The organism is Pseudomonas sp. 13159349, from assembly GCF_013305685.1.
GTDB lineage: Bacteria > Pseudomonadota > Gammaproteobacteria > Pseudomonadales > Pseudomonadaceae > Aquipseudomonas > Aquipseudomonas asiatica.
The window spans coordinates 3,969,854-3,987,432 of sequence record NZ_CP045553.1; the positions used below are offsets into that span (position 1 = coordinate 3,969,854).

A 17,579-nucleotide genomic window follows, 5' to 3' on the forward strand; every position below is an offset into this window, starting at 1 on the left:
TCATGTTCAGTGCTTTTCAGTATCCGGGTTGGCCGCCGTGCGGTTGACCTTGGCAAGTGGCAGCGGCAGCAGCTTGCCCATCGGCTCGCGACGCTCCTGGCGCAACGGCCGCAGGCCCACCACCATCTTGCGCGCTACCAGCAGGTACACCCCGCCACCGGAACTCTGCCAGCCGCCAGCCACCCGTTCCCAGCCCGCCAGGCGCTGCTGCCAGGCCGGTGAGGCAAGCGGCGGACGATAGCACCCGAAGCGGCGTTTCTCCAGCGCGAAGCCCAGCAGGTTGAGCCAGTCGCCCACCCGTGACGGCGAGATGCAACGGGCCTTGCGCAGGGCGCCGTGGCTGAAGAAATGGCGCATGCCCCAGCTGCTCCAGGGGTTGATCCCGACGATCAGCAGGTGCCCGCCAGGGCGCACCGCGCTGGCCGCCTCGCGCAGCAGGCCGTGAGGCGAAAGGCAGAAATCCAGGCCATGCTGCAGCACCACCACGTCGGCGGCGTGCTCGCTCAGCGGCCAGGCCTGCTCCTCGCAAACAATCTCCACCCCCGGCAGCGGTGCACCGAGGCGCACGTTGCGCTGCACCTGGGGCGCGCTGGGCGGTGGCTCGGCGCAGGGCCCGTAGTGCACAAGGTAACCCCCGAAGAAGCGCCCGAGCTCTTCTTCCAGCAGTTTTTCCTCCTCCCTGAGCATCAGTTGGCCGAGTGGGCCGTTGAACCACTCACGGGCCAGGCTGATCAGCTTGACCCAGTCCGGGTCGGCCTGGGCAAAGGCTTGGTCGGTCATTGCGCTCTCCCTCGAAGGTTCTCGCACCGCGCCATCGCGGATAAGATGCCTTCATGTGCCACGCTAGGCGAATCGGATCCGCACCATGATACAGATCGATGCTCTCCCCGCTTTCTCCGACAACTACATCTGGTTGTTACAGGATACTGCCAAACGCCGCTGCGCGGTGGTCGATCCGGGTGACGCCGGCCCAGTGGAACGCTGGCTGTCGGCCAACCCCGGCTGGGTGCTGAGTGACATCCTGGTCACCCACCACCACAACGACCACGTCGGCGGCGTGGAAAGGCTCAAGCAGCTGACCGGCGCCCGGGTCTGTGGCCCGGCCCACGAGCGCATCCCCTGCCGTGACCTGGCGCTGGACGAAGGTGACCAGGTGACCGTGCTGGACGTGACCTTCCAGGTGCTGGCCGTGCCCGGCCATACCCTGGGGCACATCGCCTTGTTCAGCGACCAGCCGGCAACGCCGGTGCTGTTCAGTGGCGACACGCTGTTCGCCGCCGGTTGCGGGCGCATGTTCGAAGGCACTCCCGAACAGATGCAGCCAGCCCTCGCCCGCCTGGCAGCCCTGCCAGAGCAGACCGAGGTGTACTGCGCCCACGAATACACCATGAGCAACCTGCGTTTCGCCAAGGCGGTGGAACCCGAGAACCCGCACGTTCAGCAGCGGTTCGAGGACGTTACCCGTTTGCGTGCCGAAAATCGCATCACATTGCCATCAACGATCGGTCTGGAGCGCCTGACCAACCCCTTCCTGCGCACCTCTGAAACATTAGTTAAACAAAAAGCAGACGAATGGAAGGGACATTCAAACCCCTCGCATGTCGCTGTTTTTGCTGCCTTGAGGTCTTGGAAGGACACCTTCTGATAACCTCAAGATATATCGCAAGCGATGGTCAAAGGTTGACCAGGCCCGGAGCGGTTCCTAGAATCGCCGAAATTTTTCGCCCGGAAACCTGTGTCAGCCGATGTCTTCACGTAGCCGCAGAACCTCTCATTCCGTCGCCCTGACGCGCCTGGCCCAAATCAGTGCGCTGGCCCTGGCCGCCACCTTGGTGGGCTGCCAGAGCACCCGTCAGCTCGACGAATCCGATAGCGTTCGCGCGCACAACTACCAGGCGCGGATCAAGCACAAGCCTTCACCGCTGCTGGTAAAGCCGGCCGAACAGGCACCACAGGACGTGTGGGAACGCATGCGCCAGGGCTTCGCCCTGCAGGACAACATCGACGTCAACCCGCGCATCGAGCAGCAGCGCCTGTGGTTCGCCAGCAATCCAAGCTTCATCGAAAGCGCCGGTGAGCGTGGCAGCCTCTACCTGCACTACATCGTCGAGCGCCTCGAAGAACGCGACATGCCGCTGGAGCTGGCCCTGCTGCCAGCCATCGAAAGCGCCTACAACCCGATGGCCTACTCGCGCGCCCATGCCGCGGGCATGTGGCAGTTCATTCCGTCCACCGGTCGTCACTTCAACCTGCGCCAGACCAACTTCTACGATGGCCGTCGCGACGTGACCGCCTCGACCAACGCCGCACTGGACTACCTCAGCCGCCTGCACGACATGTTCAACGGCGACTGGTTGCTGGCCCTGGCTGCCTACAACGCCGGCGAAGGCACGGTCAGCCGAGCCATCGAGCGCAACGAGCGGCTCGGCCTGCCCACCGACTACTGGAACCTGCCGCTGCCGCAGGAAACCCGCGACTACGTGCCCAAGCTGTTGGCCCTGTCGCAGGTGGTACTCACGCCGCAAGCCTATGGCGTGAACCTGAACCCGATCGCCAACGAACCCTACTTCGAGGCGGTGGCCGTCAACGACCGCCTGGACCTGTCACGGGTAGCGGCCTTCGCCAACATCGACGAGGATGAGCTGATCCAGCTCAACCCGGCATTCAAGAAGCGCATGACCGTGGACGGCCCGCAGCAGCTGCTGGTACCCACTGCCAAGGCGCAGCTGCTGAGCGACAGCCTGTCCAACCTCAAACCCGAGCAGCTGGTCAGCCTGCAGCCGAACAAGGCCGTGTTCGCCCGCGCCGTGGCCGAAGCCAAGGCCCCAGTGGCGGCGCGCAGCTACCGGGTCAAGCGCGGCGACAACCTGGGCGCCATCGCCAAGGCCAACCGCGTTTCGGTCAAGGACATCAAGCGCTGGAACCGTCTCTCCGGCAACAACGTGCGCGCTGGCCAGGTCCTGGCCCTGCGCGGCGGCAGCGCGCCGAGCGCTGCTGGCAATCGGGTAGCCGCCTCCGGGCAGCGCTCCACGCAGTACAAGGTACGCAAAGGCGATTCGCTGTACCTGGTGGCCAAGCGCTTCAACGTGGAAATGAAACACCTCAAGCGCTGGAACCCGCGCAGCGGCCATGCCCTGAAGCCAGGCCAGACCCTGACCGTCTACCTCTCGCATTGATCCCCGCCTACCGCATTGACGCGGTGGCTGTAGGAGCGGCCTTGTGTCGCGATAGGGCTGCGCAGCAGCCCCAGATTATTGGAGGTGATGCCGATATCGCTGGGGCTGCTACGCAGCCCGATCGCGACACAAGGCCGCTCCTACAGCTACCGCGTCATTCCCATTGGACAGAAGCAGGCACGCCCGCCAACCCCACCTTCAAAACCTCTCTTTTTCCAACCCCACCAAGCTGTTACTGTACCCCGATCAAAGCCCAACGCCTCTGGATCGGATGCCGACTTGATACGTCCCCTCCTGCTGTCTCTCAGCCTGGCCTTGAGCTTTCCCGCAGCCGCGATGGTGAGCGAAAGCCACGGATACGCGCAGTTCGGCACGCTCAAGTACCCAGCCACATTCACCCATTTCGACTGGGTCAACCCGCAAGCGCCCAAGGGCGGCACCTTGCGGGCGATGGCTTTCGGAACCTTCGACACCCTCAACCCCTACACCTTCAAGGGGTCGAGCCCGATTACCACGCCCAATTTCCAGCAGTACGGCATCAGCGAGCTGAACGAGCCGCTGATGGTCGGCACCGGCCAGTACGACCCGTCCGGCGACGAACCGACCTCCAGCTACGGCCTGATCGCCCGCTCTGTGGAGTACAGCGAGGACCGCAGCTGGGTGGTGTTCAACCTGCGCCCGGAGGCCCGCTGGCATGACGGCAAGCCGATCACCTCGGCAGACGTGGCCTTCTCTTACCGCACGCTGCTCAAGGATGGCCACCCGATCTACCGCACCAACCTGCAGGAAGTGCAGCGGGTGGACATCCTTGGCCCGCTGCGCATCCGCTTCGTGTTCAAGCGCGCCGGCAACCCGCTGCTGATCCTGCGCCTGGGCGAAATGCCGGTGCTGCCCAAGCACTACTGGCAAAAGCGTGACTTCAAGGCCACCACCTTCGAGCCTCCACTGGGCAGCGGCCCCTACCGCATCACCCAGGTCCAGCCTGGGCGCCGGTTGGTGTTCGAACGGGTAAAGAACTACTGGGGCAAGGACCTGGCGGTGAACCGTGGCAAGTACAACTTCAACCGCGTGGAATACGAGTTCTACCGCGACGCCACGGTCGCCTTCGAAGCATTCAAGGCCGGCGAGTTCGACATCTATATCGAGCACCAGGCGAAGAACTGGGCCAACGGCTACAACTTCCCGGCCGTGCGCCGGGGCGAGGTGATCAAGGCGCAGATCCCGCACCGCATCCCCACGCAAACCCAGGGCCTGTTCATGAACAGCCGCCGGGCCACCTTCAGCGACCCACGGGTACGCCAGGCGCTGGGGCTGATGCTCGACTTCGAGTGGACCAACCGCGCGCTGTTCAGCGGCGCCTACCGCCGCTCGACCAGCTACTATCCCAACAGCGAATTCGCCGCCACCGGCCTGCCCACCGGCAAGGAATGGCTGTTGCTGGCACCGTTTCGTGACCAGTTGCCGGCCAGCCTGTTCAGCGAACCTTACAAGGTCAGCCATACCGATGGCCGTGGCATCAACCGCCAGACCCTGCGCCAGGCCCTCGGCCTGCTCGCCGAGGCCGGCTGGAAGCTGAACGGCCAACGTCTGGTCGACAGCAAGGGCCAGCAGCTGCGCATGGAACTGCTGCTGGTAAACCCCAACCTTGAACGCATCCTGCAACCTTATGTCGAAAACCTGGCCAGCATCGGCATCGATGCGCGCTTGCGTACCGTGGACCGCGCCCAGTACAAACAACGCCTGGACCAGTTCGATTTCGACATGATTCTGATGACCCTGAACCAGACCCTGAGCCCGGGCCTCGAACAGTGGCTGTACTTCCACTCCAGCCAGGCAACCACCAAGGGCAGCAAGAACTATGCTGGGGTCAAGGACCCGGTGGTCGACCATCTGCTCGACACCCTGCTGGCCGCCCGCACCCGCGATGACCAGGTCGCCGCCGCCCGCGCCCTGGACCGCGTGCTCTCATGGCAGTACTACATGATCCCCAACTGGTACCTCGACAATCATCGCCTGGCCTACCGCAACCGGTTCGCCTTCGTCACCACGCCGCCCTACACCCTTGGGCTGAACAGCTGGTGGATCAAGACTTCGGAGAAAGCCCAATGACGCCAACGCACCGACTGCGCCGGTTGGCCGGCAGCCTGTTGCTTGCCTGCCTGAGCCTTCCCGCCCTGGCCGCACCGCAACACGCGCTCACCCTGTACGACGAGCCCCCAAAATACCCCGCCGACTTCAAGCACTTCGCCTACGTCAACCCTGACGCACCCAAGGGTGGCACCTTCCGCCAGTCCAGCTTCGGCGGCTTCGACAGCCTCAACCCGTTCATCAACAAGGGTGTGCCGGCCGAGAACATCGGCAGCATCTACGACACCCTGATGCGCCAAAGCCAGGACGAGCCGTTCACCGAGTACGGCCTGGTGGCCGGCAAGATCGAAAAAGCCCCGGACAACAGCTGGGTGCGCTTCTACCTGCGCCCCGAGGCACGCTTCCACGACGGCCACCCGATGCGCGCCGACGACGTGGTGTTCACCTTCAATGCCCTGATCAAGGACGGCGCGCCGCTGTACCGCCAGTACTATGCCGACGTCGCTGAAGTAGTCGCCGAAGACCCGCTGACGGTACTGTTCACCTTCAAGCACAAGAACAACCGCGAGCTGCCGCTGATTCTCGGCCAACTGCCGGTACTGCCCAAGCACTGGTACGAAAGCCGCGAGTTCAACCGCGGCAACCTGGAAATCCCGCTGGGCAGCGGCCCTTACAAGGTTGCCGAGGTCAAGGCCGGGCGCTCGGTGCGCTACGAGCGAGTCAAGGACTACTGGGCCAAGGACCTGCCGATCAACCGCGGCTTCTACAACTTCGACGTGATGACCTTCGACTCCTACCGCGACACCACTGTCGCCCTGGAAGCACTCAAGGCCGGTGCGTTCGACTATGCGCTGGAAGTCAGCGCGAAGAACTGGGCCACCGCCTACAACGTACCCGCCGTGCGCGATGGCCGCCTGATCAAGGAAGAGTTGCCCAACGGCAACCCCACGGGCATGCAGGGCTTCATCTTCAACATCCGCCGACCGGTGTTCCAGGACGTGCGCGTGCGCCAGGCGCTGAGCCTGCTGCTGGACTACGAGTGGACCAACAAGCAGCTGTTCAACGGCGCCTACACCCGCACCGGCAGCTACTTCGAAAACTCGGAAATGGCCGCCCGCGGCCTGCCCAGCCCCAGCGAACTGAAAATCCTCGAACCGCTACGTGGCAAGGTCCCCGAGCAGGTATTCAGCGAAGCCTTCCGCAACCCGGTCAGCGACGGCAGCGGCATGATCCGCGAACAGCAGCGCCAGGCCTACAAGCTGCTGCAGGAAGCCGGCTGGAAAATCGTCGACGACAAGATGGTCGACGCCCAGGGCAAGCCGGTGAGCATCGAGTTCCTGCTGGCACAGACCGAGTTCGAACGCATCCTGCTGCCGTTCAAGCGCAACCTCGCCGACCTTGGCATCGACCTGAACATCCGCCGGGTCGACGTGTCCCAGTACATCACCCGCCTGCGCTCGCGCGACTACGACATGATCGTCGGTGGCTACCCGCAGTCCAACTCGCCGGGTAACGAGCAGCGCGAGTTCTGGTCCAGTGCCGCCGCCGACAACCCCGGCAGCCGCAACTTCATCGGCTTGCGCGACCCTGCCATCGACCAACTGGTGGAACAGCTGATCAATGCCGATTCGCGGCAGAGCCTGATCGACCACTGCCGGGCCCTCGACCGCGTGCTGCTGTGGGGCTACTACGTGATCCCCAACTGGCACATCAAGACCTGGCGCGTGGCCTACTGGAACCACATCGGCCACCCGGACGTCTCGCCCAAGTACGACATCGGCATCGACACCTGGTGGATCAAGCCCGGCGTAACCCCGGCCGTCAGCGAAACCACTGCGGACGAGGCCGAATAACATGCTGGCCTACATCCTGCGCCGCCTGCTGCTGATCATCCCGACCCTGTTCGGCATCCTGATCATCAACTTCATCATCGTCCAGGCCGCCCCCGGCGGCCCGGTCGAGCAGATGATCGCCAAGCTCGAAGGTTTCGAAGGCGCCACCAGCCGCATTGCCGGTGGCGGTGCCGAAGTGTCCGTGGCCGGCTCCAACTACCGTGGAGCCCAGGGCCTGGACCCTGCACTGATCGCCGAGATCGAACGCATGTACGGCTTCGACAAGTCGCCGCCCGAGCGCCTGTGGATCATGATCAAGAACTACGCCCGGCTGGACTTCGGCGACAGCTTCTTCCGCGATGCCAAGGTCATCGACCTGATCATCGAGAAGATGCCTGTGTCAATTTCGCTGGGGCTGTGGAGCACGCTGATCATGTACCTGGTGTCGATCCCGCTGGGCATCGCCAAGGCCGTGCGCCACGGCAGCCATTTCGACGTGTGGACCAGTTCGGCGATCATCGTCGGCTATGCCATCCCGGCGTTCCTGTTCGCCATCCTGCTGATCGTGCTGTTCGCCGGCGGCAGCTACTTCGACTGGTTCCCGCTGCGCGGCCTCACCTCCAACAACTTCGACGAGCTGAGCACCACCGGCAAGGTGCTGGACTACTTCTGGCACCTGGTGCTGCCGATCACCGCGCTGGTCATCGGCAACTTCGCCACCATGACCTTGCTGACCAAGAACAGCTTCCTCGACGAGATCAACAAGCAATACGTGGTCACCGCCAAGGCCAAGGGCCTGAGCCGACCACGGGTGCTCTACGGCCATGTGTTCCGTAATGCCATGCTGCTGGTGATTGCCGGTTTCCCTTCGGCGTTCATCGGCATCTTCTTCACCGGTTCCTTGCTGATCGAAGTGATCTTCAGCCTCGACGGCCTCGGCCTGATGAGTTTCGAGGCGGCCATCAACCGTGACTACCCGGTGGTCTTCGGCACCCTGTTCATCTTCACCCTGCTGGGGCTGGTGGTGAAACTGATCGGCGACCTGACCTACACCCTGGTCGATCCACGCATCGACTTCGCCAGCCGGGAGCACTGACATGGCCTTGTCCCCCCTCAACCGCCGGCGCTTCGAGCGCTTCAAGGCCAACCGCCGTGGCTGGTGGTCGCTGTGGCTGTTCCTGATCCTGTTCGGCCTGAGCCTGGGCGCCGAACTGATCGCCAACGACAAGCCGATTGCCGTGCGCTACGACGGCGAATGGTACTTCCCTGCATTCAAGCGCTACCCGGAAACCACCTTCGGCGGCGAATTCCCGCTGGAAGCCAACTACAAGAGCCCGTACATCCGCGAACTGCTGGAGAAGAAAGACAGCTTCGTGCTGTGGGCACCGATCCCGTTCAGCTACCAGAGCATCAACTACGACCTGCGCGTACCCGCCCCGGCCCCACCGTCGGCGGACAACTGGCTGGGCACCGATGACCAGGGCCGCGACGTGCTGGCACGGGTGATCTACGGCTTCCGCATTTCCGTGCTGTTCGCCCTGACGCTGACCCTGCTCAGCTCCATCGTCGGCGTGATCGCCGGCGCCTTGCAGGGCTTCTATGGCGGCTGGGTCGACCTGGCCGGGCAACGTTTCCTGGAAGTCTGGTCGGGCCTGCCGGTGCTGTACCTGCTGATCATCCTCGCCAGTTTCGTGCAACCCAACTTCTGGTGGTTGCTGGGCATCATGCTGCTGTTCTCGTGGATGAGCCTGGTGGATGTGGTACGCGCCGAGTTCCTGCGCGGGCGCAACCTGGAATACGTACGCGCTGCTCGCGCGTTGGGGATGCGCAACGGCGCGATCATGTACCGGCACATCCTGCCCAACGCCATGATCTCGACCATGACCTTCATGCCATTCATTCTCACCGGCGCCATCGGCACCCTCACCGCCCTGGACTTCCTCGGTTTCGGCCTGCCGCCGGGCGCACCATCGCTGGGCGAACTGGTGGCCCAGGGCAAGTCCAACCTGCAGGCCCCATGGCTGGGCATCAGCGCCTTCGCCGTGCTGGCGCTGATGCTGAGCCTGCTGGTATTCATCGGCGAATCCGCCCGCGATGCCTTCGACCCGAGGAAGTGACATGAGTGAACAGAACCTGATCGAAGTGCGCGACCTGGCGGTGGAGTTCGTCACCGGTGACCAGGCCCACCGCGTTGTGAACGGCATCAGCTTCGACATCCGCAAGGGTGAGACGCTGGCACTGGTGGGCGAGAGTGGCTCGGGCAAATCGGTCACCGCGCACTCGCTCCTGCGCCTGCTGCCCTACCCCCTGGCCCGCCACCCCAGCGGCAGCATCCGCTACGAGGGCAAGGACCTGCTGCAGCAGAACGAGAAGACCATGCAGCGCATTCGCGGCAACCGCATTGCAATGATCTTCCAGGAGCCGATGACCTCGCTGAACCCGTTGCACTGCATCGAGAAGCAGATCAACGAAATCCTCCTGCTGCACAAGGGCCTGACCGGCAAGGAGGCCACGGCGCGCACCCTGGAGCTGTTGGAGATGGTCGGCATTCCCGAGCCACGCAAGCGCCTGAAGGCCTTGCCCCATGAGCTGTCGGGCGGGCAGCGCCAGCGGGTGATGATCGCCATGGCCCTGGCCAACGAGCCGGAACTGCTGATTGCGGATGAGCCAACCACGGCGCTGGACGTGACTGTGCAGTTGAAGATTCTCGAACTGCTCAAGGAACTGCAGGCGCGTCTGGGCATGGCCCTGCTGCTGATCAGCCATGACCTGAACCTGGTGCGACGCATCGCCCACCGTGTGTGCGTGATGCAGCACGGGCAGATTGTCGAGCAGGCCGAATGCGCCAGGCTGTTCAGCGCACCGCAGCACCACTACACGCAGATGCTGATCAATGCCGAACCCAGCGGGCTGCCGGCGCACAACCCGGTGGGCGCGCCATTGCTGGAGGTGGATGACCTCAAGGTGTGGTTCCCGATCAAGAAGGGCCTGCTACGGCGCACGGTCGACCATGTGAAGGCGGTGGACGGGATCAACTTCAGCTTGCCGCAAGGGCAGACGCTGGGGATTGTCGGCGAGTCAGGGTCGGGCAAGTCGACTTTGGGTTTGGCGATCTTGCGGCTGATCTCCAGCCAGGGCGGCATTCGCTTTCATGGGCAGGATCTGGAAGGGCTGAACCAGAAGGCCGTGCGCCCGTTGCGCCGGGAAATGCAGGTGGTGTTCCAGGACCCGTTCGGCAGCCTGAGCCCGCGCATGTGCGTGGAGGACATTGTCGGCGAAGGGTTGCGCATCCACCGCATCGGCACGGCGCAGGAACAGGAAGCAGCGATTATTGCGGCCCTGGAGGAAGTGGGGCTGGACCCACGCACACGGCATCGCTATCCGCACGAGTTTTCCGGTGGGCAGCGCCAGCGCATTGCCATTGCCCGGGCGTTGGTATTGAAGCCGGCGCTGATCCTGCTGGATGAACCTACGTCGGCGCTGGACCGCACGGTGCAGCGGCAGGTGGTGGAGTTGCTGCGCAATCTGCAGCAGAAATACAACCTGACCTACCTGTTCATCAGCCATGACCTGGCGGTGGTCAAGGCATTGAGCCACCAGTTGATGGTGATCAAGCATGGGCATGTGGTGGAGCAAGGGGATGCACAGGCGATCTTCCATGCGCCGCAGCATCCGTATACCCGGCAGTTGCTGGAGGCGGCGTTCTTGAAAGTGGATGCGGCTAGTTAGCTTTTGACCGCGCCGGCTTCAAGCCATGCGCTATCCCTGTGGGAGCTGGCTTGCCGGCGATGGGCCGCAAAGCGGCCCGCTTTCGGCGAGGTAAAAAACAGACTTATCCGCTTCCTTGTAGGCCATTTCCCAAACATACTCCTGCCGCGTGTTTTCCGTTGCGGCTGTTCTGGCAGCACTCTAGTCTCAGCACGTCGTTGCTCATCAACGACACGGCTTTGACAGGCCGTAACGGTATATGCACACGGCTCGCCTGTTTTGGCGGCTGTACATGGGGCACGTTCGCGTGCGCCGGAACTTGCATAGTCCGCCGGTCTGTCAACCCATGTACAGCTGCCACCCAACTGTTTGACAGCAGCCAGGTGGAAGCCCCACCAAAGGTACTATGCGATGTTGAAGATGGTCCCCGATCCACCCCACGATACCCATTCCCTCGAAGACACCCTGATCCAGGCCACCGACTACGCGCTATGCGCGGCCACCGTGGTGCATCAGGCCTTGCTACTGCAGCCCAAATCGCCGGCTTCGATCCTGATGATGACCTCGATGCATGAGCTGGAGGCGCTTCGGACTTTGCTTGAGTCGGCAGTGGTTCAGGTGCAAATGCCCGCTGAGCCTCGGACTTTGCACTGAGGCTTTAGTGTTGCGTTGTCTGGGCCGGCCTCTTCGCGGGTAAACCCGCTCCCACAGGATCTCCACAGGCCTTGAGGTAGATGCAGTACCTGTGGGAGCGGGTTCACCCGCGAAAGGGCCCGTCCGGGCAGTCGAGAATTTTGAGGGAATTCAAAAATGACCAAAGAAGACACCCAATTCACTGTCGGTAAAACCACGTTCTACCAAGGCGAACACGGCACCCACCCACTGTTCCGCATAGAGCCCGGCATTCCCTGTCGCGATGCCCGCGAGCAATCTTCGGAGCTGATGGGCTATGTACGCGAACTGACCATCACCGGCCTGATGGATGAAAAACCGATGATGATCTGGGCTGCCCACTACCTGAGTGCGATGGCCAAGGCCCTCATGGATGACGCCGAGCTGGGCATGATGCGCTGATGCCGGGAATGCCTGGGACCGAATGTTGTGACGCCTCGAAGGAAAGTCACGCTACCCAGGCACCCAGCCATCATGAGGTATCGTTTCGTTTATTGCGATTTTCGAATATTTCGAATATAACTCGGTTAGGCTGTTGCACCGTCGCAGCAGCGCCACGATCGATATCCCACTGGAGATGCCCATGACCACCGCCGACCTCTCTCGCAAGATGCTTCCCGATGAGAAAGAGATTGCCGTGGCAGTCGAATCGAGCCGAACGCTAGCAGCCTTCCTCTCGACAAAATCAGATACCCAACGGATTGAGCTGCTCAATGAAGAGAATCAGCGCCAGGTTGTTGAAGTACCTACCTTCGCGCTGCGTCTGTTTGGCGAGATTCTCAGCGAGCTGGCTCTGGGGAACTCGGTCAAAGTCGTTCCAATCCACGCCGAATTGACTACCCAAGAGGCAGCAGACCTACTCAACGTCTCTCGGCCGTACTTGGTAAAACTGCTAGACGAATCTGTGATTCCTCACACAAAAACGGGTCGCCATCGTCGGGTCAAATTCTCCGACCTGGTTGCCTACAAGGACAAACGTGACGAGGTAAGCCGTGCCGCAATGGACGCGCTGGCAGCCGAAGCCCAGGAGTTACGGATGGGGTACGAATGAAGCACTCGCCCTTCACGGCCATTTACGACGCGAACGTTCTTTATCCTGCCCCACTCCGTGATTTCCTGATGAACCTTGCATTGACAGGTATTTACCGAGCACGTTGGTCAACGAAGATTCATGACGAGTGGAAACGCAATTTATTGCTCAACCGGCCTGACCTCACCCTCGAGCAAGTAGATCGGACGTCACGGCGAATGGACGCTGCTGTACCTGACGCACTCGTAACTGACTACGAGTCGCTGGTAGAAGGGCTGGACTTGCCAGATAAGGATGATCGACATGTCCTCGCTGCTGCAATCAAGTGCAACGCTTCCGTCATCGTCACCTTCAACCTGAAGGATTTCCCCGAAACGGCTCTCGACGTTTTCGATATCGAGCCCTTACACCCGGATGACTTCATCGCCGACCTGTGGGACCTGGACAAGGCAGCAGTACTTGAGGCTGCCCAGCGGCAGCGAATGTCCTTGAAAAACCCACCTCACAGCGTGCAGCAGTATCTCGACAGACTGCTTCAGCAAAAGCTTCCCGAGTCGGTGAAGTTGCTTTCAGAATTCAAATTCCTCCTCTGAACATGCTACTCAGACGCTTTCTTGGTCTGAAGGGTGTTTGGTAAGACCGCTCCCACAGTGGAAGCATACGCCCGCTAGACAGGTGATAGCTGGCAACCACTGCTCCGGGCAGCGAATCCAATTATCAAATTTTCTGACAACAATCGTCTTCCATCATCAGCCAGATCGGACATAAATTCTCCACCGTCAACCCCAGCAGCAACGGTAGAGCCCCATGTCCAGCCCACAACACCAGCCCGCCTCCCCTGCCCTGACCACGCTGATCCAGCGCTCCGGCCTGCCCAGCCCTGCGCTCGGCGAAGCCCAGGCACATGCCGTGCTGCAAACGCACTACGGCATTGCCGGCAACCTCTCGGCATTGGGCAGCCAACAGGACCTGAACTTCCGAGTAGACGCTCCACAAGGCCGTTTCGTGCTCAAGGCCTGCCACGGCAGCTACGCCCAGGTGGAACTGGAGGCCCAGCACGCCGCCCTGGCCTACCTGCGCGAACAGGGCTTGCCTGTGCCCGCCGTGCGCCCGGCTAGCGATGGCCAGATGCTGCTGGCGTTGGAAATAGACGGGCAACCGCTGCGCATGCGCCTGCTCGACTACATCGAAGGCCAGCCACTGACCCGCCTCAAGCACATGGAGCCACGCCTGATCGCCGAACTCGGCGGGCTCTGCGCGCGGCTGGACAAGGCCCTGGCCACTTTCGACCACCCGGGCCTGGCGCGCACCCTGCAATGGGACCCGCAACATGCCCAGGCACTGATCCAGCACCTGCTGCCCGTGCTGGGCAACGCCGAGCAACGCGCCCGTATCGAACGGGCCACCCAGCTGGCCGCCGAGCACCTGGCGCCGCTGGTCGACCAGCTGCCAAGCCAGGCCGTGCACCTGGACATCACCGACGACAATGCCGTCTGGGCCCGCGATGTCGAGCGCCAGTGGCAGTTGCAAGGGGTGATCGATTTCGGCGACCTGTTGCGCACATGGCGCATCGCCGACCTGTCGGTGACCTGCGCCGCATTGTTGCACCACGCCGAGGGCGACCCGCTGCGCATCCTGCCGGCCGTGCGTGCCTACCAGGCGCTCAATCCGCTGAGCGAAGCCGAACTGCGGGCGCTGTGGCCACTGGTGCTCAACCGCGCTGCCGTGCTGGTGCTGAGCAGCGAACAGCAACTCACCGTCGACCCCGGCAACCAGTACACCCGCGACAACATCGCCCATGAATGGGAAATCTTCGACACTGCCACCGCCGTACCTTTCGCGTTGATGGAAGCGGCCATCCTGCAAGCTGCGGGCCTGCAGCCAGCCACGCCGGACCTGAGCGGCTGCGCCCTTCTGCTCCCTGAACTGGGTCGGCAGGCAGTGACGCGCGTCGATCTGGGCGTGCTCAGCGTGCATTGCGAGGCGGGCAACTGGGAGCAACCGGGCTTCGACCAGCACCTGCTGACCACGCAACAGGCCCCGGCCTGCAGCCTGCACGGGCAGTATCGCCTGTCGCAAACCCATATCGATCGCCCCGAAGAGCCTGCCACCTGTGCCCTGGGCGTCGAGCTGCATGTACCCAACGGCAGCCTGGTGCAAGCGCCAGATGCCGGCACCTGGCAGCGCCATGGCGACGGCCGTGGCTGCCTGCGCAGCGCGCACTGGGCGTTGTGGCTGCAAGGCCTGGAAGACGCGCCTGCAGATGGCCAGGCCGTGGAAAAAGGCCAGTCGCTGGGCAGCAGTTGTGGCTTCCTCAGCGTGCAACTGTGCCTGGATAGCGGCATCCAGCCGCCGTTCTTCGCCACCCCATCCCAGGCAACCGCCTGGCTGGCCCTGTGCCCGTCGCCAGCTGCGTTGCTGGGCTTCGACTGCAATGCTGAGCCGCTGCCCGACCCGCAGGCCCTGCTGGCCCGCCGCGACGCCAGCTTCGCCCGCTCGCAGAAGCACTACTACGCGCAACCGCCTCACATCGAACGCGGTTGGCGCAACTACCTGATCGACATGCAGGGCCGCTCGTACCTCGACATGCTCAACAACGTCGCAGTGCTGGGCCACGGCCACCCGCGCATGGTCGCCGAGTCGGCACGGCAGTGGTCGCTGCTGAACACCAACTCGCGCTTCCACTATGCGGCCATCACCGAGTTCTCCGAACGCCTGCTGGAGTTGGCACCCGAAGGCTTCGACCGGGTGTTCATGGTCAACAGCGGTACCGAAGCCAACGACCTGGCGATTCGCCTGGCCTGGGCCTACAGCGGCGGGCGCGACCTGCTCAGCGTGCTGGAGGCCTACCACGGCTGGTCGGTGGCCACCGATGCCATCTCCACTTCCATCGCCGACAACCCGCAGGCCCTGGAAACCCGCCCGGACTGGGTGCACCCGGTCGAGGCGCCGAACACCTTCCGCGGCCGCTTCCGTGGCGCCGACAGCGCCACCCACTACCTGCGTGACGTCGACGCCAAGCTGGCCGACCTCGACGCCCGTGGCCGCCAGTTGGCGGGCATCATCTGCGAACCGGTGTACGGCAATGCCGGTGGTATTTCGTTGCCGGCCGGTTACCTGCGCGAGGCCTATGCCAAGGTCCGCGCCCGGGGCGGTGTGTGCATCGCCGACGAGGTGCAGGTCGGCTATGGCCGCCTGGGCGAGTACTTCTGGGGCTTCGAGGAACAGGGCGTGGTGCCCGACATCATCACCATGGCCAAGGGCATGGGCAACGGCCAGCCACTGGGCGTAGTCATCACCCGTCGCGAGATCGCCGAAGCGCTGGAGGCCGAGGGCTACTTCTTCTCCTCGGCCGGCGGCAGCCCGGTCAGCTGCCGCATCGGCATGGCGGTGCTGGATGTGATGCAGGAAGAAGGCCTGTGGGACAACGCGCGCGATACCGGGCGCTATTTCAAGGCGCGCCTGCAGGCACTGGTCGACAAGCACCCGCTGGCCGGCGCGGCGCATGGTTCGGGCTTCTACCTGGGGCTGGAACTGGTGCGCGACCGCGCAACGCTGGAACCGGCAACCGAGGAAACCATGGCCCTGTGCAACCGCCTGCGTGACCTGGGCATCTTCATGCAGCCGACCGGTGATTACCTGAACATCCTCAAGATCAAGCCGCCGATGTGCACCACCCGGGCGAGCGTGGACTACTTTGTCGACAGCATTGATCGGGTGCTGGGTGAAGGGCTGTAGGTGCTTGGCTTTGGTTTTTCAGCGCCTGTGAGATCGAGCGCCGCCCGCGCGGCGCTTCGCAGCACAAGGCTGCTCCTACATTTGTTTCGGGCCAGTAACGCCTGTACCAGTGCACGCGACCGCCTTGTTTGCCCGACACGATATCGAGGTGGACACCAAGGGGCCGCGCGCCCTCGCCTCAGGATTTATTGGCCCGAAACAAATGTAGGAGCAGCCTTGTGCTGCGAAGCGCCGCGCGGGCGGCGCTCGATCTCACAGGCGCTGACAATCCCCCGGCGAACCACTCTGCGCCCTGGCGCATTCTCAAACAAAAGCCCCATAATTTTCTTCCATAGAAATTCCCCGTCATCAGGTTTACTGACAATGGCCTTTACCAGCGACTCCCTGGCAATCTTCCTCGCGGTGCTGGAGGCAGGCTCGTTCTCTGCCGCCGCGCGCAAGCTGGGGCGTGTGCCTTCGGCCGTGAGCATGGCCATCGCCCAGCTGGAGGCGGAGCTGGACCTGGTGCTGTTCGACCGGGCCACGCGCAAAGCCTTGCCAACCAGCGCCGCCCTGGCCCTGGAGCCCCAGGCCAGGCAGGTGATCTGCCAGCTCAACCTGCTCGATGCCCAAGCCCTGCAACTGCACAAGGGGCTGGAAAAGCGCCTGACTATCGCCATGGCCCCCGAGCTGCAGACCGGCCGCTGGAGCCAGCCGCTGGAAACCCTCGCCCAGGAATTTCCCAGCCTGGAAATCGAGGTGCGTTCGGCCACCCAGGCCGAAGCCATCCGCCTGCTGCATGACGGTAGCGTGCAACTGGCACTGGTCTTCGAAAGGCCTGGCATCGACGAGCGCGAGTCATTCCTGGAAGCCGGCAGCCAGTTGCTGGTGGCCGTCGCCTCCCCCCGCCATCCGGCCGGGCAGAACAGCGGCACGCCGTTGCCGGAAGAGACTTTCGCCGAACAGCGGCAGATCATCGTGGCGTCGGGCAAGGCCACCGGGTCGGACCCACGCATGGTGCTGTCGCGGCGCATCTGGCTGACCGACAGCTACCTGGCCACGCTGGACCTGGTGCAATCGGGCCTTGGTTGGGCCTACCTGCCGCAGCCTTTGGTCGAGCCGTTGATTGCTTCGGGCGCGCTGGCGGAGGTGCGTTTCGACAACATGGCCAGCCGATTGCGCTTGTGGGTGGACATCATCTGGGTCAAGTCGCGCCCGTTGGGCCTGGGCGCGCGGCGTTACCTTGACGTGATGCGCCAATGCTTTGAAACAGAATCCCCGAGGTCCTGAGCGATACGACTGCCTCGTCCGACAGCGAAAAATCCTACAGCTGGTTAGGAAGCCGATAACTACCTG

The 17,579-nt window shown here is 63.2% G+C and carries 14 protein-coding genes; 13 read left to right on the forward strand and 1 reads right to left on the reverse strand.

What is annotated here, in order from left to right; all coding sequences use genetic code 11:
- Window positions 1-6: 6 nt before the first annotated feature.
- The gene (locus GEV38_RS18400) at window positions 7-780 is read right to left on the reverse strand and encodes a class I SAM-dependent methyltransferase (RefSeq protein WP_013973399.1); all 774 of its coding nucleotides are present in this window, start codon (window positions 778-780) and stop codon (window positions 7-9) included.
- Window positions 781-865: 85 nt separating this feature from the next.
- Between GEV38_RS18400 and gloB the strand changes: the two genes are divergently transcribed.
- From gloB to GEV38_RS18465, 13 genes are all read left to right on the forward strand, one after another.
- Window positions 866-1,645, forward strand: a complete 780-nt coding sequence (gloB, locus tag GEV38_RS18405; protein WP_054572485.1) for a hydroxyacylglutathione hydrolase — start codon at window positions 866-868, stop codon at window positions 1,643-1,645.
- Window positions 1,646-1,745: 100 nt separating this feature from the next.
- Window positions 1,746-3,176, forward strand: coding sequence for a lytic transglycosylase domain-containing protein (locus tag GEV38_RS18410; RefSeq protein WP_015271065.1), 1,431 nt, complete (start codon window positions 1,746-1,748; stop codon window positions 3,174-3,176).
- A 279-nt stretch (window positions 3,177-3,455) separates the two neighbouring features.
- A complete protein-coding gene (locus tag GEV38_RS18415) occupies window positions 3,456-5,285 on the forward strand; it encodes an extracellular solute-binding protein (protein ID WP_024087409.1) in 1,830 nt (609 codons plus the stop codon).
- The gene (locus tag GEV38_RS18420; protein ID WP_039613094.1) at window positions 5,282-7,117 is read left to right on the forward strand and encodes an extracellular solute-binding protein; all 1,836 of its coding nucleotides are present in this window, start codon (window positions 5,282-5,284) and stop codon (window positions 7,115-7,117) included. The genes GEV38_RS18415 and GEV38_RS18420 overlap by 4 nt, the downstream gene beginning before the upstream one ends.
- 1 nt (window position 7,118) lies before the next feature.
- Window positions 7,119-8,192, forward strand: a complete 1,074-nt coding sequence (locus GEV38_RS18425; RefSeq protein ID WP_009686399.1) for a microcin C ABC transporter permease YejB — start codon at window positions 7,119-7,121, stop codon at window positions 8,190-8,192.
- Between the two features lies 1 nt (window position 8,193).
- Window positions 8,194-9,213, forward strand: coding sequence for an ABC transporter permease (locus GEV38_RS18430; RefSeq protein ID WP_013973404.1), 1,020 nt, complete (start codon window positions 8,194-8,196; stop codon window positions 9,211-9,213).
- Window position 9,214: 1 nt separating this feature from the next.
- A complete protein-coding gene (locus tag GEV38_RS18435) occupies window positions 9,215-10,825 on the forward strand; it encodes an ABC transporter ATP-binding protein (RefSeq protein ID WP_054572484.1) in 1,611 nt (536 codons plus the stop codon).
- Between the two features lie 390 nt (window positions 10,826-11,215).
- On the forward strand, window positions 11,216-11,458 hold the full coding sequence (locus GEV38_RS18440; RefSeq protein ID WP_054572483.1) for a hypothetical protein: 243 nt from the start codon (window positions 11,216-11,218) through the stop codon (window positions 11,456-11,458).
- Window positions 11,459-11,614: 156 nt separating this feature from the next.
- A complete protein-coding gene (locus GEV38_RS18445; RefSeq protein ID WP_015271070.1) occupies window positions 11,615-11,878 on the forward strand; it encodes a DUF3077 domain-containing protein in 264 nt (87 codons plus the stop codon).
- A 181-nt stretch (window positions 11,879-12,059) separates the two neighbouring features.
- Window positions 12,060-12,527, forward strand: a complete 468-nt coding sequence (locus GEV38_RS18450) for a helix-turn-helix domain-containing protein (protein WP_015271071.1) — start codon at window positions 12,060-12,062, stop codon at window positions 12,525-12,527.
- Entirely contained in the window at window positions 12,524-13,099 is a 576-nt protein-coding gene (locus tag GEV38_RS18455; RefSeq protein ID WP_015271072.1) for a PIN domain-containing protein, read from the forward strand. The genes GEV38_RS18450 and GEV38_RS18455 overlap by 4 nt, the downstream gene beginning before the upstream one ends.
- A gap of 214 nt (window positions 13,100-13,313) precedes the next feature.
- Window positions 13,314-16,244 (forward strand): aminotransferase, encoded by a 2,931-nt coding sequence (locus tag GEV38_RS18460; RefSeq protein WP_015271073.1) that lies wholly within the window; start codon window positions 13,314-13,316, stop codon window positions 16,242-16,244.
- 363 nt (window positions 16,245-16,607) lie between these two features.
- Window positions 16,608-17,513 (forward strand): LysR family transcriptional regulator, encoded by a 906-nt coding sequence (locus tag GEV38_RS18465; protein WP_013973410.1) that lies wholly within the window; start codon window positions 16,608-16,610, stop codon window positions 17,511-17,513.
- The last annotated feature ends 66 nt before the right edge of the window (window positions 17,514-17,579 follow it).

Bases quoted from the DNA above. Each gene is read 5' to 3' on its own strand.
- GEV38_RS18440 (WP_054572483.1), top strand. From the start codon at position 11,216: ATGTTGAAGATGGTCCCCGATCCACCCCACGATACCCATTCCCTCGAA.
- gloB (WP_054572485.1), top strand. From the start codon at position 866: ATGATACAGATCGATGCTCTCCCCGCTTTCTCCGACAACTACATCTGG.
- GEV38_RS18450 (WP_015271071.1), top strand. From the start codon at position 12,060: ATGACCACCGCCGACCTCTCTCGCAAGATGCTTCCCGATGAGAAAGAG.
- GEV38_RS18460 (WP_015271073.1), top strand. From the start codon at position 13,314: ATGTCCAGCCCACAACACCAGCCCGCCTCCCCTGCCCTGACCACGCTG.
- GEV38_RS18410 (WP_015271065.1), top strand. From the start codon at position 1,746: ATGTCTTCACGTAGCCGCAGAACCTCTCATTCCGTCGCCCTGACGCGC.
- GEV38_RS18445 (WP_015271070.1), top strand. From the start codon at position 11,615: ATGACCAAAGAAGACACCCAATTCACTGTCGGTAAAACCACGTTCTAC.
- GEV38_RS18465 (WP_013973410.1), top strand. From the start codon at position 16,608: ATGGCCTTTACCAGCGACTCCCTGGCAATCTTCCTCGCGGTGCTGGAG.
- GEV38_RS18435 (WP_054572484.1), top strand. From the start codon at position 9,215: ATGAGTGAACAGAACCTGATCGAAGTGCGCGACCTGGCGGTGGAGTTC.
- GEV38_RS18430 (WP_013973404.1), top strand. From the start codon at position 8,194: ATGGCCTTGTCCCCCCTCAACCGCCGGCGCTTCGAGCGCTTCAAGGCC.
- GEV38_RS18420 (WP_039613094.1), top strand. From the start codon at position 5,282: ATGACGCCAACGCACCGACTGCGCCGGTTGGCCGGCAGCCTGTTGCTT.
- GEV38_RS18455 (WP_015271072.1), top strand. From the start codon at position 12,524: ATGAAGCACTCGCCCTTCACGGCCATTTACGACGCGAACGTTCTTTAT.
- GEV38_RS18400 (WP_013973399.1), bottom strand. From the start codon at position 780: ATGACCGACCAAGCCTTTGCCCAGGCCGACCCGGACTGGGTCAAGCTG.
- GEV38_RS18425 (WP_009686399.1), top strand. From the start codon at position 7,119: ATGCTGGCCTACATCCTGCGCCGCCTGCTGCTGATCATCCCGACCCTG.